Raw genomic sequence first — 21,327 nt, 5'->3', positions numbered from 1 at the left:
TATCTTGCGGGTTTGTACTAGGACGTTACAAGGGTTGTTTAACTCCGTGGCAATAGACGTCAACCAGGTTGAGTTCATCATCTAAAACCAGAATATCGGCATCCATCCCTGTTGCCAGTTTGCCTTTGCGATCTGAAGCCCCAGCTAGGATTGCCGGGTTTTCACAGGCAATTTTAGCGACAGAGCAAAGCCCATGATCGAGGCGGTCGACAACGGCTCGCACTGACTCAAGGTAGTTCATTTCAAGCCCCGCGACTTCCTGGTAGCAGCATGGGTCGACTGTTTTCACGCTGCCGTCATCATGCTTCAGGTGGAGTTTACCCCCCTCGACGATAAAGGTTTCTTTGCGCAGATAATGGTAGAACTCGTAACCGTCCGGGAAGTCGGCGTAGCCCATGCAATCGCTCATCATTACCATGCGGTTGTCGGTTTTCAAGCGGTACAAGATGTCGAACGCTTCGGGTTTGACGGTGATGCCGGTTTGCTTGGCCACTTCGGCAAAGGTGTCCTGGTAATACATCAGAGCGCCAACCACCCCGAGTTCGCGGTGGTGGAATCCGCGCATACCGCTGTAAGCATGAGTGAAATGCTGCAAGCCTGCTTCAATGGCTGCCGTAATTTCATCAAACGTTGCTGCGGTATGGCCCGCTGAAGCCGTGATCCCCTTGTCTCTCAGGTGGCTGATTAACGGTAGGCTGCCCTCGATTTCGGGGGCCAGTGTCATTAACTTCACTTGGTTGCCAGCCAGCTGGTTGAAGTGGTCGAATCCTTCGATGCTGGGTTGTTGGATGCTGTCCTCACGCTGCAGGCCCAAATACGCTTTGTTGATGTACGGGCCTTCCATATGGATACCGATAGGCTCTGCACCCATATCTGGTCGGTATTCCCCTATGTGTTCCTTGGCTGCCAGCAGCGAAGATTCCAAGAAGTCGTTTGGCATGGTGCTTGTTGTTGGTAGGTAAGCGGTAACACCAACTTTTGGCAAATCTTCGGACATGTAGCGTAATGACTCGATGTTTCCCTTGTAGGCGTATGAACCGCGCCCCCAGCCATGGATATGGATATCGATAAATCCTGGCATCAAGGTTTTGCCAGTGTAGTCCAGGTAATCGCCTAGGTAGCTTTCGGTAATGGCATGGATTTTACCATCGCGGATCTCAACAAAGCCTGAGACTTCCCCTTGTGGGGTAATAATGCGGTCGGATTTTAATACGAGCTGAGACATTACTGGCCCCCCAATGCGCGCTGGGCAAACTCTTCTGCAATCACCGAGCATAAACCGGTATATTGACGCGGGTCGAGCATATCAGTGATTTCCTGCGGGCTAAAGTTGTCAGTGATGACCGGGTTATTTGCCAGCACTTCGTTGTAATCGATACCCTGGTGGGTGCTTTCCATCGCCAGCTCGTAAACCAACTCGTGTGCCGGATCTTTCCCCAGCCTATCGACCAATTTCATCATGATTTTTTCACTGTTGATCAGTCCCTTGGTGATCATCACATTGCGGAACATTTTGTCAGGGTTGATGACGATGGTACGGGTCAGCTCTTCGGCGCGAAGGACAATCTCAGCCATCAGTTCGATACTCTCTTGTAAGCTGGCATCGTAGATGAAGTAAGCTGAGCTGTCGGCCTCGAATGGGCGAGGTGCAACGTACATGCTTGCTGTTTGTACTGAATATAGCTTTTGGGCGTTGGCAATGATCCCTTTGGCTAGCTTAGGGTTGACCTTCTGTGGCATGGTGCTGCTGCCAACCGTTCCTTTGGCAAAGGCTTCCGATACTTCGGCAAACTCCTCGCTGGACGTTTGGTAAACCTCTTCGGCGATTTTATGGTAAGTCGACGCCAGCAAGCATAGGTTGGTAATGTATTCGGCGCGGAAAATACGGGTATTGCGCGACGGGATAGGCATTGAGTGCATGCCCAGTTGCTCGGCAATGCGATCTTGGATTTTGCGTCCCGTTTCACCGGTGGCATGGAAGGCACCAACAGCGCCGCCCATCATCACGGTAAATACGCGTTTTTCCGCTTCTTGCATACGCTCTTTGGCGGCAAGCAGTTCGTTGATCCACACCGACACCTTATAGCCATAGGTGATTGGCAAGGCATGTTTACCATGGGTTCTGCCCGGCATCACGGTATCTTTGTGCTCGGCTGCCAAACGGCCAAGGTTTTCGATAGTGCGCTGGACAAAATCCATCAGCTTGTCGTGGAAGCGCTTTACCACTAAGAGGTGAGCACTTTGTTGGATGTTCTGGGTTGTCACACCATAGTGTACATATTTGCCACTCTCTTCATCGCAAGCTTCCACTAGCACCTTGATCAGCGGTACAAAGCCATGGCCGATTTTCTGGTAGATTTCATTCATTCTCACCAGATCGATTCGGTCGAGGTGGCTGTTTTCACTGATGTTGGCAGCTGCAGAGGCTGGGATCATGCCAAATTCTGCTTGAGCTTGGGCAAGCGCCGATTCGAGGTCGAGCCAAGATTGGATTCGAGCCTCGTTGCTGAAGAGATCTTTCATCCCTTCGTGGTTAATCGTCAGGCTCTTGGAATCATATAAAGCGCGCATGGTTAAGCTCCGGCTGTCAGGTTATCGTCAACGGCGTTACGGACAAACTCGACATGAGGACCGAAAACAACATGGACATGGTTACTGGAAGGTATAAAGGTGCCTGATGAACCGGCTTCCTTGAATCGTTTTACATCGATAATCTTTTGATCTTTAACGTCTATACGCAGTCGAGTGACGCAGTTTTCAACACGCTTGATGTTGTTTTTACCACCCAGTGCTTCAACAACGATATCTGCGATTTTGTCGTATTCCTTGTTAATGAGTAGGGTGTTATCACCCACGTCTTTCTCACGTCCTGGCGTGGCAATGTTGAAGCGTACAATGGCGTAGCGGAACACGAAGTAGAACACCACGAAGTTCACCAAGCCAAGCAGTACTAGGTTTAGCCATTGGGTGTTTTCGTACATCAAGCCAAAGATGCCGAAGTCGAAGATAGTGCCTCGGATGTAGCCCATTGAAATATCTAGGTAATACATCGGTATGGTCAATAGGCCACAAAGTAGGGCGTAGACAGCGAACAACTTGGGTGCAATGAACAAGAATGAGAACTCGAGCGGTTCGGTAACGTTACCCAAGAATGCGGTTAGCACCACAGTCAGGATTAAGCCTTTGGCAATGGTTTTATTTTTGGCAAATGCGGTGTGGTACATTGCAAGGCCGATAGCAGGAATACGGAACAGCGTTGTTAGCATTTGCCCTGGGGCAAGGTATGACGATAGGGTTGGCATGTATTGTTCCCACGCCGGATGATCTGGGCCTAGCTCGAACAGGATTTGGTTCATCGCTGGCAAAATACCGGTATAGGTTACGCCATCAATAACATAGATACCGCCCGCTTCGGTGAAACGCATCGCGGAACTAAATACGTGGTGTAGGCCGAATGGGATAAGCAGCCGGTTTAGAGTCCAATATAAGCCCGAGCCAAAACCCTCCGCCATGAATACGCTTGATAAGCTGATCATTGCCGTAGTGAATAGGTTCCATACGAACGGGATGCCTAAGCCGATCGGGATCATCAGGGCGATGGAGATAATAGCAACCGACTTTTTGCCACTGAAGAAGGCAAAGGCTAATGGTAACTGCAAACGATAGAAGCGGTCAGTGGTGAGCGCGGCGACAAGGCCGGCGATGATCCCGCCAAGGGCTTCGATCTTCAATGTGTGAACCCCTAGCACCACACCTTGACCGACTAGGCTCGGGGTTTCGGTGTTCAATGTACCAGTGAGCTGAAGGCTGACCTTCATGGAAATGAGCAGCGTCAAATAAGCGATCACCGAAGCAAAGACGGCAATCCCCTTTTCTTTTTTCGACATGCCATAGGCGACACCCATTGCGAATAGTAGTGGGATATTGGCAAAGACAACACTGGCGATTTCACGTAGTGATTGGAACAGGATGGTAAAAAACTCATTCCCCAACATGGGAAATTTTTCAATCATGTAGGATTGTCCAAGAGCACTTGAGACTCCCATGATCATACCGACAGGGGCCAAAACGGCTATCGGTAGCAGCAGGGAGCGCCCGAATGTTTGGACTTCATTTTTGAAGTTAGAGCGCATTGTAGGATACCTATTCTTATTGGTTGAACGCGACTAATGATAAAATTTTGTTATGGGTCATCAAGGCAAGAAAATCGGCTTAAATCGTTGCAAAAAGTGACCCTAGATAAAGTGTTCTGGGAAATGGCTTTTTAACAGGTGGCGAATTTCGTGTGGGGTGAGCCCTTGAATTTGGTTGACGAATTCATCGGCTGGGATCTTACGTGCCGAGCGGGATAGCCCCAGTGCTTGTAACTGGCGAAAGTCGCTTTCTTTAAGTTGGTAGCCGAGTTTTACCGAGGTTTTGCCATGGAAAGACAGGTAGCGCGAAATCTTGTTGGTAAAGGTGATGAGCAAGTCATACTCGTCGTCGGGGATATGGATGATCTCATTGCTGTTAACAATGCCTTTTACTTCGACGTGGAATCGGGTCTTTAACTTTTCGATGAAATAGCCAAGTTTACTTTCCGATGAGTTGCTGATGAGGTAGATACGGGCGCGTTCGCGGGTGACGGCTTTATTTTGGACAACATACTTTTTGATCACCATGGTAATGGTGGCGAGGTGATTATCATCAAGGCGGATCCCTGCTGTTTTTTCAACCTGGGTGATATGTGTTTTTACCAATCCGTAAACATAGGCATGCTTGTTGGCGACGTTTAGCAATTTCTTATCGGGGAACGTGATATCTAAAGTGGCTTGATAGAGGCAGCGGGTGATTACGCTATAAACATCGGCATAAAAATCCTGTTCGTTGTGTATTTGAGTACGAATGTTTTGCTTAAGCTGGTGGGTGAATTGCTCCACAAGTGGGGTAAGCATCAGATCATAGCAATTATATTTACCCGCATGAAATGTCAGCGATGAAATAATTTGGTTGGCTAATCTATTTTCATTTTTATTCTCAAGTATTGAGAGCTCTTGAGCCGAAAAATCAATCACCTCAAGGTGGGATACATTAAGGTGGTTGATACTTATTCGCCTTAAAGAAATAGCAAAGTAAATAAGAATGAATTTTTTTGAATTATAAGAAAGCTTTAAATGGTAGTGGTTCTCTATTTTGTTAAATAGCGTGACAGCAGGCGCAAGATGCTGCTGGCAATACTCAAGGAACTGACTGGCCATTAATCGATTAACCGGGGTATTGGATATATGCTCGGTCAGTTGGTTGTCCTTGTCTAGCTCAAGTGTATTGAGCAATGCTTTGGTTGCTTGCACCCTGATGTGGCGCTCGCTGCCTGTCAAGCGGCTGCCTATGCGGGCGACTACTTCGTAACCCAAGCCAAGCTGGGCCAAGGTGGCATTGAACTGCTGGCGGTCATTTTTCTGGGTGGTATCACTGGTTCCAAAGCGGTAGTAAAATTGCTTCCGGTTTACCACGTCGTTCAAGGTCATTTCGACGAGTAGGGCGCGGATCCTCTCATTGCTATTGGTATGGTACTGGGTAAGCGTAAGCTTATTGAGTAAACGGGTATAGCCAAAATAAGAAAAATTTGTGTTAATTATTTGCTTATCGAAGTGAATAAAATCTTTATTTTCAATTAGGTTGTTGATCTTATTTATGCTTCTAGAAATCGTGGACTTGGACTTATTAAAATGTTGCTCGATATCAACAACAGGAATAGGGGCGAATTCTTGAATGTATTTTGCTAGTGCGAGTTCAAACTGGTTCATGCTTACATCGTCATACTGCGTGGGCTAGTGCAGAATAAAACAAACTAACAGTGAATAAATTTTCAATGGTCACAAATTGACAGTTTTATTAAAAGATAAGGTGGGCCCTGTCGGTGGGGTGAAGGAAATGTGAGAGACGAAAAAAAATGCCCACCGTATGGTAGGCAAATGTGTTTTAGAACAAATTGACGAGATACGAACTTGTCATAGTGTCTAACGTAGTGGGTGACAGTTCGGATCACTTCTCAATGGATAAATGATCATTAACCGCCCCAGCCCTTGCTACCGCTTGATGAACGGCTGCTGCCCCAGCTGGATTTGGCGGAAACAGTCGAGCCGAACCCGCCCCGTGAAATGGTGCGGCTTACCGTGGGCTTAGGTTTCATTGAATCACGGTTTACCCTTACCTTGGCTTTCTTATACCGGTTGCCGTAGTCGCGGCCGTCGGCAGTGGTCCAGCGGTCATAGAAAATACTCCCAGGGTACCTTGAGTAGTACATCGGTTGTGAATAGTAGTTATTGTTATTGAGCATTCGGGCAAACATGAAACCGGCCATGGCAGGCATGAACCAGTTTTGGCCGCGAGGTTGGATACAGGCATTGTCACCAAACTCGGCCTCACAGTCATATTCGCTGTTGTACTTGGGGGCGGTTCGAGAAGATTCCTGCAGGGCAAACTGGTAAGCACTGCGGCACTCTTCGCTATAACTGGGGTTGTCATCAAGGCAGTCATCCAGCGACTGGTAGATAACGGCATCTTGGTCATTGTCGCTACATCCGCTGAGGGCGATAGAGGCAAATGCCGCCGTGATTGGGGTGTAGGTTAGGGGGCGCCAGTTTTTACGCATACTGGCGAGTACCACTTGCTTACTGCGCTTCATCTTGTTTCCCCCTAGTAAGTCATACAGGCGGCATTGAGCAAGCCAACAGATATGGCTGTTGCTGCCATGACGATACCTGCTGGGATTTCCCCGGCTTCAATGCGCTCGACAATCTTTGGCATGAAGCCAAAGCGCAAGATGGCAAAGGCGATGAGCTGGGCGATGAGGGCTACGACGCCCCAGATCATGAAATCGATAATATTGACGGAGTTACTGGCGGCCCCCGCAATGGCAAGGCAGTAACCAATGATGGATCCCGACAGGCCAATGGAGGCGGCCACGTTTTGTTCTTCTTTGACTAGCTTCCATTCGTCGTGCGGGGTGAAGCGCACATACACAAATTTAAACAGCAGCAGAAAAGCCAGTGATAGCGAAAAGTAGAGGATGAAGGCCCCAAGGCCCGCCAATGAATTGCTAAATACGTCCATGCGAGTTCCGTTTTATCTAGGTAATTGAAAACAAAATAATTCGAGCTAACCGATAAGCTTGAAGTCGGTTGGTGACAGGTCAAAGCCGGTGCTGATGGCCACGCACCGCTCGGCTTGCTGATGGCGGATCTTTTCTTCTCCCGCCACAAGCAAAAACTCGAACTGGTTGTCTGCAGCTTCACGTTCGTAAATCATGACGAACTGATCGGTTTCGCTGACTTTGCCATTCTCGTGCCAAGTCTTTTCGGTCATCGCCACAGGGCGAGTGTTATCCCAAGCCTTGGCAAAGTCGTGGCCTTCAAGTTGCCAGTTGTCTTGGACCAAGGTGTTATCCAGCAATTGCTGCCATTGGTCTTGGCTGTCGATGGGCTTGGTTTCGTAGAAGTAGTACAGCTTCACTTCGCTGATATCCGCTTCGGATTCGCCATGCAGCAGTACTTGGATAAAGCCGTCATCGTCGGTGTAGTAGCGCAATAGGCGGGTTTGCTCATCAAGCTTAACCTCGCCCACCGCTTTTATTAGCTGGGTTCTGGCTGCCCCCTCGATGATCAAGTCTGGCTCGATAAGGCGCAGCTTGAGATCGTCGAGCTCGAACGCGCCACCAAGCCTGAGCCCCAAGATCTCAGGGCTTGGCGGAGTGGTCGGCTCCGTTGTCGTTTTTCGCTTAAACCAATCAAACATAATGGCTCCTGTCTTGATATTGGCATCGGCCTGCTGGGTTAGTGTTGCTGCCAATTGAAATCATTTACCCGTTCGTCGGCGATATAGAACAGTTTGGCACCGGCAGTAACGGGGTGCTCAAGCGTCGGGTTAAGCTCAACCCCGTTGCCGTTATCAATCGCAATGAGGATGGCCTCGTAATGCTGCTTGAAGGCGCTGAACAAGGGGGAGATGGTGGTTGGCTGCGCATCGGCGGGATAAACCACCGAGTATTGGGTCATGCCCTTGTGGGTACTCAGCAGTTCATGGTGCAATTCGCTTGAGCCGGGGTCGACCGCTGCCTTGGCCAGCATTTCCACCGCAACGGACGGAATGCATTCTGCGTTGGGGCAATGGCGTTTAAGTAGCTTGCTTAGCGACTCATCATTGAAGTAGGCGAGCAGGTGGGCGTCGGGGTTGCGGCTGGCGCAATAAAGGGCCGCCGAGAGCGTAATATCATCCTCGCTGTTATCAATCACGATACAGCTGGCCGATTCGATGCCTGCGCGGGTCATGCCCTCGCTATCGGTAAAACTGGCGACTCGGACGAATTCGATTTCACCGGGGAGCGGGTTTTCTATTTCCGGGCGCACGCAAAGTACGATTGGCCGGTGGCCCGCTTCTTCGTGTTGCAGCATTTTTATTAGGTGAAGGGTGCGCTGCTCATTCCAGCCCAACACTAATATATGGTTGTTCACAGTGATTTTCCTTTTTCCCAGCAGGCCGCGCTTCCAATAATCGATAAACAAGCTAGCGACCCGTCCAACACCAAGGGCAAATAACCCCAACCCGCCGGGGATCACAAAGAGCATGACGATCCATTTTCCAGCGACTGTAGTGGGTGACATATCGCCATAGCCGACAGTCGAGGCGGTGACGATGAGGTAGTAGATAAAATCCGTGGGGGAGTGGATGAGTGCGCTTTCACCGACAATCAGCAGTAGGATGAAGCTGACCACCGCATAGCCAAGGGTAAGCATAAGGAGGTTCTTGCCCGTAAGTGCATTGAATTGGGTTGCTGCCCAGCGACGAAACATCAGCCACAGTGACATTGTTACCTCCTTGAATTTAAAACATTAGCCAATGGTTACTTGCCGAGGATCCGTTTTAGTTCATCTTCCGCTGATGACGACTGACCTGCGGTGATCCCCGCTTGCGCCAACTTTTTATCCAAGCTTGAACCGGATTGCTCTTCGGCCATTTCAGCAGCGGCTTCCAGCTGGGCAGACTTTTCGGCTTGGCGTTGCTTGATGCGCTCCAATGATTCAACCGCGGTATGCATTTTCGCATTGGCACCGACATTGGTGGCCGACACAGCCGATTGGGCTTTTTGCACCGCCTCGTTGGCTTTTACCACATCGACTTGTTGCTCCAGCTGGCGTAGCTTGTCTTTGGCTTGGCTGATGTTGGTGCGCATACGCTGCTCGGAAGCGATGAATTGATCGAGGTAGGCTTGCTCGGCTTGTTGCTCATTGCGCAGGTTGGCCACCTTTTGCGCACACTCCAGTGCCAGCTCTTGCGCCCCTTTTTCCATCGCGCTGCGGGCATGGCCTTCGTATTCTTCAATACCTTGGTTGAAGCCATCGACTTTTTGTTGGGAAAGCTTGCGCTTGGCGACAATACCCACAAGGGCTTCATCAGAGCGGCGCAATTCTTGTTTTGCTTCGCGGATCTCTTGGTCAAGGATGCGCAATGCTTGGCTGTCAGCCACTGATTCGGCTGTTTCATTGACTCCGCCTTTAATGGCGGTAAATAGCTTCTTCCAGACACTCATTATGCAAGCTCCTTAAGGTGATCCTGATAAAGCTCAATAAAGGCTTCGACGTTGCGGAACAAGGTCGCGACTTCAATGACAATACTCTCCGCCTTGGATTGTGATGATAGCGAGCCGAAAGCCACATAGTAGCTTTCGCCATCGAGGGTATTGATACCGATAGTCGATAGCGGGAACATTTTGTGGGTGCGAAGAATTTCCTCGTTGAGCTTAGCGGTGTCGGCAACCTGCCCAGCCGGGAAAAGCAGTATTTCAACCAGAATCTGTTCGCCGGAAACCGCAAGGTAAGCCTCGATTCCGTCTTCGTTGTGGATAGTCAGCACCGAGTCGTTTTCGGTGACGCGCCAGCCCTCATGGCTGGATAAAATGGGAGTCAGTTCCGCGAGTTGCCAAGTCATTTTGATGTCGTCCTCGGTTATGGGCTGTACGAAAAATGTCCTTTAATTATGGGGTTAATTGCAGTAAATACCCATTTAAAACGCTAGGTTTGTTGTTTTTTTGTGACCTGTTTTGGGGCTTTGCTGGTGATAATTTTAACAATTGAGTGTTTCAATCTTGCGCTTTTGGTGTAGCGAACAAAAGCAGATAGGTAAAAAGGTGTTATCTGGCGTGGGGAATTTGGCACCTTATCCTCTGTTTTTCTTGCCTGCGATACGTATCCTCGTTACTCCTTGATAAGTTCATGAATAAGTTAACTATGTCTGCTACCAACGCCAACGACGCGCTTGAAAGGGGCTTGCTTGCGATAAGCTTGCCACTGTTTTTAGAGATTCTGCTGACCTACCTGATCAACTTTACCGATGTGCTTTTTCTGAATTATGTCTCTGAAGCCTCGGCTGCGGCGGTGGGTACCTTGATGCCCGTTATCGTGATCCCCATTGTGATCCTCCATTCTTTGTCGATTGGTACGACTGCGGTGCTGGGCAGGATGTTGGGAGCGGGAGAAACGGAAGGGTTGCCGCGCAATTACCGCCACACTGTTGTCTTCAATACTGGGGTCGGGGTTGCGGTGATGCTGGTCTATTGGCTGTGTTACCAGCATATTGGCCGCTGGATGGGGCTGGACACCGAAATGGCACAGCTTACCTCGGCCTATTTGTTTATGTTTTTGCCTGCTTTGTTGATCAAGTCCGTGCAGATCGGCTATAGCTCCATCTTGAATGTCAACGGCTGGACCAAGCTGAATCTATGGGCAACCTTGACGGCCAATAGTTGTAACATCGTCCTAAATGGTTTGTTTATCAGCGGGTGGATCAACACGGGGTTATCTGGGGTAGAAAATGTCGCCGTGGCTTCGACATTGTCGTTCTTGGTTGGCTTGCTGGTGGCGATGTATTTTGTCCACGGCTACAAGAAAATAGGGTTCCAATCGGGTGGGGAAGCTTGCGTAAAACAGCAGTATTCCTTTACGGCGTTTATGCGCCAAACGCTGAAAATCGGGGTGCCGGCCACCATGGAACCGATGTCTTATGAGCTGAACCGCTTCTTTATCACCATCGTGGTGATAGGCCTTGGCACATTGGCGGTTTCTACCCGTATCTATAGCTTGAACCTGATCTTGGTGCCGGTGATTTTCTCCCAGGCAATTGGTGTGGGTAATCGAATTTTGGTGTCTTACCTGCTTGGCAAAGGGGACGCGGCAGCGATTGAGGCCCAGATAAAAGAAAGCATCAAGGCCAGTGTATTGGGCAGCAGTGCTATGCTGCTGTTGATCTGGTTCTTTTCGGACTATGCGTTTGGCATTTTTACCGATGCCGAAGATATTCTAGCCCTCGGTGCGGTGCTCATTGGCATTGATATGCTGCGCCACCCAGCTGGCGCGACAAACATGGTGGTAGTGAACAGTTTGGTTGTAGCCGGCGATGTTCGATATCCGGTGGTGATCTCCATTGCCAGCATGTGGTTGATCTGCTTGCCGTTGGTGTATGTCTTCGGGGTGGTGCTCGAATACGGCCTTTACGGGGTGTGGATTGCCCTACTGCTCGATGAGTACTTTCGCTGCATTATGATCCTAGGTCGTTGGTCGGCACGGCGTTGGCAGCGCATGAGTATGCTACCCACGAGTTAAATGGAAGACTGATTGGTAGAGCTGGCATAGGCGCTGCTGTTGCTCTGCCGATGCCTGCGAAAATACCGGACGCAGCAAATCCAACCGCTGGCGGCGTCTTCGGCTAAAGATCGCAAAGGGTGACGATCCGGTTTCTGCCCATTGGCTCTCAAGGCCAAGGATAGCATGGGTACGGGCACTGAAGGTGACCGGGATCTTGGGCGTATTGCTCAGTTTTTCGTATTGCTTGTAGGTGGATAGCGAAAGGCCCAGCAGTTCGGCCATTTTCTCTTGCGAGAAACTCAGCGATTGCCTTATGAGCAGCAGGTTTTTGGCGACGCTGGTGTAGTAGTGCTCATCGATATTGCCGAGTACCTGCTGAATATCACTTTCGGGAGTCTCGCGAAAGCAATGTTCCAGCGGCTGGCCGGTGATCTCATTGGTGAGTTGCAGCAATGCCTGAAAGGTGTTTGGGCTGGCATGGGTGATGGCATGATAAACGCCGAAAAAATACGGTGCGGGTTGTTCGTCAAAGGTGGCCTGGTAGCAGGTATTTCGAAACAACAATGAAATTGGCGCGCCAAATAGCACCGACCATCTTGCTGCCGAGTGCATTTTGGGTAAATCGATACCCCGTTCATATTTTCGATACTGGGCTATCGACACTTGCATGGCGTTTGCTTGGGATTGCTGTGTCAGCTGAGTCGCCGTCCTGAACTGCCGAAGGTTGTTGCCAACATGCTGGACGCATTCGGTGTCATCGAATGCGATAAAGCGGGGGCTAAGCTGGTCTTTAATGGCTTCGAAACAGAAATAATCCAAGGCGAACTCCTTCTCACACTGATCTTCTTATACTGAATACTGCTTTTATTTTCAATTGATTATGAAACTCGCTTTTATGTTGGGAATACATTGGGAAGGGATAAATAAAAATGGCGACCAGGTGGGTCGCCATTTGTTTAGGTGGGTTTGCGGTTATTGCGGCTGGCTTTCACCGTTGGCTTCTTGTGCCATTCGGTTTTTGATGACTTTAGACACGATATGGATCACCGCGTAGATACCCAGCATGCTGCCGATGATAGCTGCCATTACCTTCAGCAGCGAGCCGTCCGGTGATGTCAGGCCAAGTGGCGAGAAGGCGGCGTATAGGGCAACAAAGCTAAGAACCAGTAGGCCACTAGCAAGCTTGGCATGTTTCCAAGGCTTGATTTCAACCTCTTGGGTATAGTGCTGAACAAACGCTTTTTCTTGTGGTTTCAAGTAGCGGATCACCGTCATGATACTTAGCATCAGCACGAAGTTCAGGCCAACAAGGTGAAGCCAGTGGAACTGGATAAAGCCAAGGTCGCCGCCCATGACAAAGTGCGTGGTATAGAAGAAGATCATACCGAACACCAAGCCCACATAAGCTGCGATTGCAGGTGCGCGCTTTGAGAGTACGCCCATCACAATCACGGCCAGGATTGGCACGTTGATCACCGCCATAATGGTACGCATTAGGGTGTAAAGGCTATCAGAGGTTGAGATGGATGGCGCGATACAGATACAGATCACGATGGTCGCAATACCGAATACGCGGCCAACTTTTACCGTTTCCAAATCTGTCGCCTTAGGCTTGATCAGCTGCTTGTAGATATCCAAGCTGATCAGGGTCGAGAGGCTGTTTACACCACTGTTGAATGAGCTCAATACGGCACCAAACAAAGCAGCACCGAAGAAGCCGGTTAGCCAGCCAGGCAGCACTTCACGCACCAGAATAGGGTAAGACATGTCAGCGTTCAGTACGTCTGTCAGGTTGCCATCCGCCATCTTGAATGGGATATCCAGCATGCCGCGCTGGTGCATGTGCCATGCAATGATACCCGGTAGCACCAGCATCAGGATGCCGACAATTTTCATCGCACCGGCAGCCAGCACACCTTTTTGGCCTTCAGCCAAGTTCTTGGCGGCAAGGGTACGCTGGATAATGGCTTGGTTAGTACACCAGAAGAACAGGTTGATAATGATGACGCCGGAGATCATACCATGCCAAGGGATGTTGGCATCGGCCGTCAGGCCAGCTGCGTTCATGCGCTCAGGGGCTTCTGACAGCAAGATAGAAAAGCCTTCGGTCATGCTACCGGAACCCAGTTCGTACAAGCCAATCGCTGGCACCAGCATACCTGCAATCAGCAGTCCGATGCCGTTGATGGTGTCTGATACCGCGACTGCTTTCAGGCCTCCGAATACCGCGTAGAACCCGCCGATGACGCCGATGGCAATGACCATGATCCACGTCGTGGTGTTGTCAGTGGTGCCGAGTAGGTTGCTAACATCAAACAGCTTACCTAGGGTGATGGCGCCGGCGTAAAGTACGAATGGCAGGAAGCCAATCACAATGGCGTAGAGGAAAATGAACGAGGCAACAATACGCATTTTCTTGCCGTAGCGGTTTTCAAGAAATTGCGGAATGGTGGTCACGCCTGATTTTAGATAACGAGGTAGAAAAACAAAGGCTAGAACAATCAGGGTAAGAGCAGATGTGGTTTCCCATGCCATTACGTTGGCACCATTCATAAATGCATTGGCATTTAATCCTGTTAGCTGCTCGGCTGAAATATTAGTAAGAAATAGCGAACCGGCGATAACAAACCATGGCAAACTTCGGCCTGCAAGGAAGTAACCAGTTTCACTGTTTAGGTTATCATTTCTTGTTTTTATATAAGAAATGACCGCAACGAGTGCTGTAAAGAATATAAAGGATAGTAGGGTGAACATTTATTGTATACTCACGTTATGTCATAGTTTTATTCGTCTTCAATAACGCTTTAATTATTAGGATAAAGTCATTATTAAATGATTGAACCAGATTTATTGTTCACCTGTAGGCTTACAGAATGAATGGATTTACTGATAAAAAGCATGTAAAAAACGAAACGCAGCACAATATTCCGGTAGTTCTTGACGGAAATGTGATGTCGAGCGGGATCCGTCTTATCGCCTTATGGGATACCAAAGCGGATGCATCCTATGATGTGAAGTGGCCAAGGGATAAGCACCTGCCACTGAACCCCCATTCGACAATTGCACTGTATACGCGATACGGCAGCGGTGTGGTGAGCTTATCTAATGGCGAGGTGATTGCCTTGCCAGAGGCGAGCGTTATCTTTATAAACCCTTTACTTATAGAGGGTTATCGCTGTGTTGGTGAAATATGGGATTTGTTTTTGTTGGAGTTCGTCCCGAACGGGTTCTGGGATTTGCCCTATAACCAATTGATTAATCTGCCTGACGATGTCGATGTTAGTCAGCAACTTGAAAGGGCATCACGCTTGTTCTCGTCGCAAAACGCTGGCCAAGAGCCACTGGCGGTTTCGATTATCACGACGGTTTTGTACGAATGGCTGTCGCAGGTTAAGCGTGTATGAAAAAAAGGTGCAGTTGGTAATAGATGAGTTGTGTAGCAACCTTGGTCGGAAGTGGACGGTAAAAGAAATGGCGAGCTATGTAAAATGTAGCGAGCAGCATTTACGAAAAATATTCCTTAAGCATACGAATCAGTCACCTAAAGAGTATTATTTAAACACGAAACTCCATTATTCCTACTCGTTATTAAAAGAAAATAAAAGCGTTCATCGTGTAGCCGAACAATTGGGCTTTTATGACAGTTTTCACTTTAGTAAGGCATTTAAGCATAAATTTGGCTATTCACCATCAGAAGTTAATGCTAATAAAGATAAATAAGTGATATAAATAACCTCAAGCATATATGATGGCTATAGGTGCTTGGTTGTGTACATGGGGCATCACCCCTGAAACATGTTTATAACTTGAAAAGCAAGTAAGGTTGTGAAAGCTTGGGTTAATGGCTCCAATAAGTATAACTTTGAAGTTAAGCGATAAAGACTTTGTCTGGGGGCTAGAAAATTGCACACCTTGCTTAATCAGAGGTTCTTTAAATCTGGTATAAAGCTCGGTAGGGGGCCTTGTTTAAAGTAAAGTTAAAATCACCCAACAAAGTGCTCAAAAAAGCCAGTAACAGAAGCTGCTGGCTTAGAAATGATTGCAAACGTATCTTAAGGTGAGGCCTTTGTTATTTAACCGACGCTTTTACCGATTTAACTAACATCCCATCATCAGCGTCTTGGCTTGTTGAGATAAAGTGAAGATAGCTGATGCCATTAGGGCTGGTATTTTTAATTTTGAGCCTATCCACTGGCTTCCCATCAAGTAAGACTCGAACAGATGAGTTTTTCTTTACCCCGTTCCAATCTAAGCCAAGGGTATACCAACGGTTAGCTTTGAGTTTATGCTTACCAAGCTTTTCTCCAGGTGCCAGATTCAAAGTATATACAGCATAGTGTGCAGTTGTTTCGTCAACAGCATTGAACAGGCGATCAGTGAGGCTAACTTGAGTGCCACCACTGTGTTTATTTAACTTAAAGCGAACATCAACTCGGCCTTTTTTCCCATTCGGGAAGTTCCAGGTTGCACCACCTTTTTCATAGTTAAGGTTGTTATCAATATTAATGAGTTCGCCGTCACTCACTCGTCGTACTTGGAGTGCTTTTTGCTTCGGCTTATCTTTAAGATTTACAAGTTGAGCGGATGGTTTACGATCATAGCTGACATGCCCTCTAACCTCTGGGATATAGCTATGAATGGTCCAATCTTCTAGGCCGTTGTTAAAGTTCTCTCTGCGTTTGTTTTGATAAAGCCAACGCGTATCCAAGATCATCAAACGGCGATGTTCTTTATGCTGTCCAATAGAAACAAGCACGCGATGCTTGTCCAGTTGGATAAACTCACTTTGCTGTTTACCCCGGTCACCTTTGCCTTCAAAGAGGGCATAATCATCACTATTGCGATGTTCATCTAGGATGATCTCACGAAATCCAATCCATGTTTTACCGTCATTGTCAGAGATTGCAGCATGATGGGAGTCGCGATTAGTAAAAACGTCTTCCCACATGTCATCTTGGGTACCTTGGTGCTCAGGCAATGGCATCGTATTTGTCCATAGAGCAAGTAGGCGTCCATCCTTCAAGCGGCCAATGGTTGGCATAGTTAATGTACCGAAAAAACGCGAAGGTTGTGATTCAGTCCATGTATCACCAAAATCTGAGGAGAATGCTTCGTAGTATTGATCTTGTGAGGTGCGAACAAGAATCCAAAGGCGCCCGTCTTTTAGCTCTACAATTGATCCTTCAACGCCGCTATTGCGCCATCGTACACCTTGGTGGATTTCATCTTTTTCATGCGGAGGGGCTGAGATTATGTCTTTAGAAGTGCGCCAAGTTAGCCCGCCATCATCTGAAATATGTATTGTTGTACCTTCGCGCATTTCATGTGACGGAATTAAAATTCGTTTACCGTTATTCACGAAAGTTGGATTACGCATAATGCCACTAAGAGTCAGGTAGTTCTCTTTGTCATTTTGCTCCCAGTTATAGTCAAGTTGGCCATCTTTTGTCACCGCGGCCCATTCGCCATCAAGTCCGCCATTGGAAATAAAAACGTAACCATCAATTGGCTGTACTCGTATATATTCCCCAGTAATTGGGTTAGGGGAAATTGCTGGTGACTCAATTGGAATTCCCCCAAAGTTAGGCGGGTATGATGATGGCGCCAAGCTTTCTTGCCATGTAAGGCCATTATCGCTACTTACCAGCATTTTACGGCCAGCGTAACCCTCCCCACCATTATAGTGGCGAATTTCATGGTCATTGACTCGTACTAGGCCTCTTCCTGCATCAGCGGGAGGGACGCCCACAATTTGTGGTGGCTGGATATCTTTCACACTTGCCAAAGTGACCTGTGGTAAAAACAGCAGCAGCATTATCAATTTATGTAACTTCATTGTTTCTCCTGATATATAACAAAATGACGCAATGATTTAGACAGCCATCACTATTTCTGGCTGTCTTATAGGTAATTAGTGGTTTTTAATCTTCTTGTTTATTTGAATACTTTAATGATTGACCGCATTTATTTTTCACCAACATTAATGTTTATTCTTTTTTATATGCCGTAATCCCTCAGCACAAACTCTCCCAATAAAATTACTAAACAGTATTTGGGGAGTAAATCTCCAAAATTTTATTGTTGTTGTGAGCGTGGCTTCATTATGCGGGGGGGTGGAGTTATGCTTCAATAAGTTTTGAGTGAAATGTAGCTTTGCTTCACTTTTTTGTTGGTGAGTCATGGAAGAAATGAGATGTTGCCCTAAATAATTGTTTGCCAGAAAAGTGAGTTTCCCCATTTCTATTTGCACCGATTACTTTTACCCTAACCATAAACAACTGTCAGATATGTGATTATGCACTTCACCAACCAAACCTTTACCGACCATAGCTTTGCCAAAGAGCAGTTGCAGCAGGCTACCTTTGAGCATTGCCAGTTTATTCGCTGTGACTTCAGCCGGGCTGATTTGACCGAGGCGAGCTTTGAACATTGCCAGTTCGTAGAACGGGGTGAGCATGAAGGCTGTGTGTTTCAATACACCAAGCTGAAAGAGGCCAGCTTTAAAGAGTGCGACTTGAGCATGGCTGATTTTACCGGAGCGGAAATGTTCGGCATTGAGATCCGTGACAGCCAGCTTAAAGGGGTGGTTTTGTCCCGCGCCCGGTTTGCCAATTACATTACCCACAATACCTTCTTTTGTTCGGCGTATATTACCCGCTGTAACTTGGCCTATGCCGACTTTGAAGATGTGAAGCTAGAAGAGTGCGAGCTGTTCGAAAACCGCTGGACCGGGGCGAATTTAGTTGGAGCCTCGTTTAAGGGATCAGACCTTACCAACGGTGAGTTTTCGCAAGAGGCATGGGGGCAGTTTGACTTAACGGGTGCTAACTTGAGCCATGTTGATTTAACGGGACTCGATCCTCGTCGAGTGAGCCTTGATGGCGTCACCATTTGCGATTGGCAGCAAGCGCAGCTGCTGGAACCTCTGGGGATCATTGTGCTGCCAAGCTAGAGGCTTACATGCGAGTTATTAGCTAAAAACCAGCTCAAAAGATCAATATACCCTAATGCCGTTCACTTATGGTGGACGGCATGACTGTATTTCAGCGCCCATTTTATGCTTATAGCGCTAGCGTTAAGCGCAGCATGTCTTTATGTTGAATGCCGTTCTCGAAAATTGGCTCGTCATAGTGAATGAGGAAAAAGTCTTTATCTATGCTCGTTACCCTGAATCCCGCCCGCTGGTAGAAGGTGAGCTGGTAGCCGAATGTGCCTGTGCCAAGGGTGAGGTTTTTTAATCCTTGTTGGCGGCTTTGCTCAATCACGTGTTCAAGTAACTGGCGTCCGATCCCTCCGGCTTGAAGGTGAGGGCAAACCGCAATATTCATCAGTTCTGCGCTGTTATTTTCAAGCGGCTTAATGACACAGACACCGACGTCCTTGTCACCTTGCTTAGCCACATAGATATGGGAGCTTGCCAAGTAAGTACGTACTTGCTTTTCGCTGGGATCGGCCTCTAGCAACAAAGGCATAGGCGCGTTTTCCGCTGTTGTTGAAATAATGGTCAATGCTGGCATGAAATATGGTGAATTCCTAAGTAAGCAAATGATTGATTGGTAGATAAAACCGAATGAGGCTATTTTGTCGAAAAAAACATCGTTTGAAAATAAGATTTCGATCAAAGTAGTTTTGTCATGAATTGATTACAATGTAGCCAACAAAATCAGTGATATTTCCGGAGGAAAGCCATGACTAACTACCAACATTATGAGTCAACGGTTGATCAAGTTTACCGGTCTATCTTACAGGAAGTATCAAGACCGTGGCACATTCAGCACCAGCCAGCTTTGGCTGGCGCAGATCAAGCCCAGCAAGCGGTCGCATTGGTGTCTCCCCGCGGGACGGTTTGCCAGCGCATAACGCTACCTTCGCAATCGGCACAGCACCTTTGGCCTGACAACTCCTCAGTCAGCCAGCTGGTTACCGAGTATGTGGTCCGTGGCGCCGCCCGTCTTGCTCCACTTCGTCAAAGTGCATTTCGTAACAACTTCCCCCACTGGCTAGAGCGTTGCTTGCAGCAACTTCACTTCCTTATCGACTCCAAAGATAAATTGCTGTCTGTGATGAAAGATCCGCTGTTCCCGTTCCCAAGTAACGTTAAAGTTGGCGGTACTTACCTGCCATGCTGGGTTTGGTACCAAGAAGAAGACAAAATGACAGTGTCGGTTATCGACCGCCGAACCGGCCAATTTGCCGAGCCCCGCAATGTTGCCCCTACTCAGCTGGTGGACCGCGAGCGCTGGTTGGGTGCCCAGGTGATCGACTCAGTAGAAGAGTCTATCGACACTATTCAGCACTATGTGAATGAGCTGATCGAAGGCCAAAAACAGCGGGAGTTCGACGAGCCCAAATTAATGGACGCGATTACCAACCCGTGTGCATCGACGCTGAGCCCGGTAATGAGTGTGGCCTTAACCATGGTGGTGGTTGCCGGGTTCTTTATTACCTTTAAGTGGCTACTTGGCTTTTAGCATGTTGGTATCAGCCACCAATATTCGGTAAAATTAAAATAGTACTGGATAGAGATATTGGATAACGGCAATGCATAACTTAGCGCTGCTTTCAGATGCTGAAAAAAATCGAGTGGAATTGGATAAGCAGGCGGCTTACTCCGTTTGGCAAGTAAAGAATGCCAAGAAGGGGTATGAGGTATTTGCCGAGATCGCCAATAATATCAGCGATGATGATGAGCGTGAGTTCTTTGAACGTGCCGTCACCAAATACAAAGCGCAAATGGGTGTTGCATAATATTCATTGTGCTTGAGTAAACGGATACTGAACAAATAGGCAATTCCGTATCCGATAGTAGGCTCAGATCATGATTCTAAGGCGCAGTACGCGCCTTTTTTGTTTGGGTTTGCTATTTTTGTCTGCCTGCATAATCCATGCAGTGACAGACGGGTTGTAAACTGCTCGTAAGGGCAGAAAAGGAATAGAGAATGAGCACAAGCAAGAAAGTTCTTGTTGTCGATGACGATCAGGAAATTCGTGAACTGCTGGATGAGTTTCTGACCAAAGCGGGCTTCACTGTAACAACGGCTGCGGAAGGCGAAGAAATGAAGCGCCGTCTGGCTTCGGGCTACCCTGATCTGATCTTGCTGGATGTCATGATGCCAGGTGACGATGGGTTTACCCTCTGCCAATACATTCGTAAAACGTCCGATGTGCCGATCATTATGTTGACTGCCGTTTCGGATGAAATGGATCAGGTTATCGGCCTTGAACTGGGTGCCGACGATTACATCGCCAAGCCATTTAGCCCACGCCAGTTGATGGCGCGTATCAAAGCCTTGTTACGACGGGTTAAGCCGACCGAAGCACAGCAGATGCCGTCGGCACCGAAATCGATTCGTTTTGCCCACTGGCGCTTAGATACCGCAGCCCAGCGACTGTATGATCTCGACAAAGAGAAAGATTACGAGCTAAGCGGCGGAGACTATGCTTTGTTGATGTTGTTTTTGACTCGCCCCAACGAAGTGTTAGATCGGGATACTATCTCATTTGCTACCCGTGGCCATGAGGCAAAACCATCGGCACGTAGCATTGACGTTCAGCTTAGCCGCCTACGCCAACGCCTAGGTGATAAGGGTAACCAGCAACGATTAATCAAAACCATCCGTGGTAATGGTTACTCGTTCAATGCTGAAGTCACCTACGAAGATTAATACCTGAAATCTGGCGTTGCTTGGCAGCGCCGGTTTTGAGTGAG

The 21,327-nt window shown here is 48.1% G+C and carries 21 protein-coding genes; 7 read left to right on the top strand and 14 right to left on the bottom strand.

Annotated features, from left to right (window positions below; all coding sequences use genetic code 11):
* Positions 1–25: 25 nt before the first annotated feature.
* From nagA to C9I98_RS02995, 10 genes are all read right to left on the bottom strand, one after another.
* The gene (gene nagA / locus C9I98_RS03040; RefSeq protein WP_036819628.1) at positions 26–1,225 is read right to left on the bottom strand and encodes an N-acetylglucosamine-6-phosphate deacetylase; all 1,200 of its coding nucleotides are present in this window, start codon (positions 1,223–1,225) and stop codon (positions 26–28) included.
* Positions 1,225–2,571 (bottom strand): class-II fumarase/aspartase family protein, encoded by a 1,347-nt coding sequence (locus tag C9I98_RS03035; RefSeq protein WP_036819631.1) that lies wholly within the window; start codon positions 2,569–2,571, stop codon positions 1,225–1,227. The genes nagA and C9I98_RS03035 overlap by 1 nt, the downstream gene beginning before the upstream one ends.
* 2 nt (positions 2,572–2,573) lie before the next feature.
* Positions 2,574–4,133, bottom strand: coding sequence for a PTS transporter subunit EIIC (locus tag C9I98_RS03030; protein WP_036819634.1), 1,560 nt, complete (start codon positions 4,131–4,133; stop codon positions 2,574–2,576).
* 102 nt (positions 4,134–4,235) lie between these two features.
* Complete coding sequence (locus C9I98_RS03025) at positions 4,236–5,786, bottom strand: PRD domain-containing protein (protein ID WP_107271557.1); 1,551 nt, start codon at positions 5,784–5,786, stop codon at positions 4,236–4,238.
* A 263-nt stretch (positions 5,787–6,049) separates the two neighbouring features.
* Positions 6,050–6,667, bottom strand: coding sequence for a DUF1190 family protein (locus C9I98_RS03020; RefSeq protein WP_107271556.1), 618 nt, complete (start codon positions 6,665–6,667; stop codon positions 6,050–6,052).
* Between the two features lie 11 nt (positions 6,668–6,678).
* Positions 6,679–7,095 carry a DUF350 domain-containing protein gene (locus C9I98_RS03015; protein ID WP_107271555.1) on the bottom strand — a complete coding sequence of 139 codons (417 nt, stop codon included), beginning with the start codon at positions 7,093–7,095 and terminating at the stop codon, positions 6,679–6,681.
* A 45-nt stretch (positions 7,096–7,140) separates the two neighbouring features.
* Entirely contained in the window at positions 7,141–7,776 is a 636-nt protein-coding gene (locus tag C9I98_RS03010; RefSeq protein WP_107271570.1) for a YjfK family protein, read from the bottom strand.
* A 38-nt stretch (positions 7,777–7,814) separates the two neighbouring features.
* On the bottom strand, positions 7,815–8,846 hold the full coding sequence (locus tag C9I98_RS03005; RefSeq protein WP_036828376.1) for an ion channel: 1,032 nt from the start codon (positions 8,844–8,846) through the stop codon (positions 7,815–7,817).
* Positions 8,847–8,881: 35 nt separating this feature from the next.
* Complete coding sequence (locus C9I98_RS03000; RefSeq protein WP_036828377.1) at positions 8,882–9,568, bottom strand: PspA/IM30 family protein; 687 nt, start codon at positions 9,566–9,568, stop codon at positions 8,882–8,884.
* Positions 9,568–9,966, bottom strand: a complete 399-nt coding sequence (locus C9I98_RS02995; protein ID WP_036828380.1) for a DUF2170 family protein — start codon at positions 9,964–9,966, stop codon at positions 9,568–9,570. Before C9I98_RS02995 ends, C9I98_RS03000 begins: the two co-directional genes overlap by 1 nt.
* A gap of 284 nt (positions 9,967–10,250) precedes the next feature.
* On the opposite strand from C9I98_RS02995, the gene C9I98_RS02990 reads away from it, so the two are divergent.
* Entirely contained in the window at positions 10,251–11,636 is a 1,386-nt protein-coding gene (locus C9I98_RS02990) for an MATE family efflux transporter (RefSeq protein ID WP_107271554.1), read from the top strand.
* Here the strand turns inward: C9I98_RS02990 and C9I98_RS02985 are convergent.
* On the bottom strand, positions 11,622–12,437 hold the full coding sequence (locus C9I98_RS02985; RefSeq protein WP_036830851.1) for a helix-turn-helix domain-containing protein: 816 nt from the start codon (positions 12,435–12,437) through the stop codon (positions 11,622–11,624). The two genes, C9I98_RS02990 and C9I98_RS02985, sit on opposite strands and share 15 nt — an antisense overlap.
* 153 nt (positions 12,438–12,590) lie before the next feature.
* A complete protein-coding gene (locus tag C9I98_RS02980) occupies positions 12,591–14,372 on the bottom strand; it encodes a solute:sodium symporter family transporter (protein WP_036830849.1) in 1,782 nt (593 codons plus the stop codon).
* Positions 14,373–14,491: 119 nt separating this feature from the next.
* Between C9I98_RS02980 and C9I98_RS26485 the strand changes: the two genes are divergently transcribed.
* Positions 14,492–15,022, top strand: coding sequence for a hypothetical protein (locus tag C9I98_RS26485; protein WP_036830847.1), 531 nt, complete (start codon positions 14,492–14,494; stop codon positions 15,020–15,022).
* The gene (locus C9I98_RS02975; RefSeq protein WP_158262653.1) at positions 15,015–15,338 is read left to right on the top strand and encodes a helix-turn-helix transcriptional regulator; all 324 of its coding nucleotides are present in this window, start codon (positions 15,015–15,017) and stop codon (positions 15,336–15,338) included. Before C9I98_RS26485 ends, C9I98_RS02975 begins: the two co-directional genes overlap by 8 nt.
* 349 nt (positions 15,339–15,687) lie before the next feature.
* Here the strand turns inward: C9I98_RS02975 and C9I98_RS02970 are convergent, their stop codons facing one another.
* Positions 15,688–17,454, bottom strand: coding sequence for a sialidase family protein (locus tag C9I98_RS02970; RefSeq protein ID WP_036824278.1), 1,767 nt, complete (start codon positions 17,452–17,454; stop codon positions 15,688–15,690).
* 459 nt (positions 17,455–17,913) lie between these two features.
* Between C9I98_RS02970 and C9I98_RS02965 the strand changes: the two genes are divergently transcribed.
* A complete protein-coding gene (locus tag C9I98_RS02965; RefSeq protein ID WP_036819516.1) occupies positions 17,914–18,570 on the top strand; it encodes a Qnr family pentapeptide repeat protein in 657 nt (218 codons plus the stop codon).
* A gap of 109 nt (positions 18,571–18,679) precedes the next feature.
* Here the strand turns inward: C9I98_RS02965 and C9I98_RS02960 are convergent, their stop codons facing one another.
* Positions 18,680–19,135, bottom strand: coding sequence for a GNAT family N-acetyltransferase (locus tag C9I98_RS02960; RefSeq protein ID WP_036819509.1), 456 nt, complete (start codon positions 19,133–19,135; stop codon positions 18,680–18,682).
* A 171-nt stretch (positions 19,136–19,306) separates the two neighbouring features.
* Here C9I98_RS02960 and C9I98_RS02955 point away from each other — a divergent pair, with 171 nt between their 5' ends.
* The 3 genes from C9I98_RS02955 (at position 19,307) to C9I98_RS02945 (ending at position 21,283) form a co-directional block, all read left to right on the top strand.
* Complete coding sequence (locus C9I98_RS02955) at positions 19,307–20,089, top strand: hypothetical protein (protein WP_036819507.1); 783 nt, start codon at positions 19,307–19,309, stop codon at positions 20,087–20,089.
* A gap of 70 nt (positions 20,090–20,159) precedes the next feature.
* Positions 20,160–20,366, top strand: coding sequence for a DUF3283 family protein (locus C9I98_RS02950; protein ID WP_036819505.1), 207 nt, complete (start codon positions 20,160–20,162; stop codon positions 20,364–20,366).
* Positions 20,367–20,557: 191 nt separating this feature from the next.
* The gene (locus tag C9I98_RS02945; RefSeq protein ID WP_036819503.1) at positions 20,558–21,283 is read left to right on the top strand and encodes a response regulator; all 726 of its coding nucleotides are present in this window, start codon (positions 20,558–20,560) and stop codon (positions 21,281–21,283) included.
* Positions 21,284–21,327: the final 44 nt, after the last annotated feature.

Source organism: Photobacterium sanctipauli, assembly GCF_003026495.1.
GTDB lineage: Bacteria > Pseudomonadota > Gammaproteobacteria > Enterobacterales > Vibrionaceae > Photobacterium > Photobacterium sanctipauli.
Note: the sequence above shows the minus strand (reverse complement) of the source record. Positions and strands in the feature narration are given on the sequence as shown.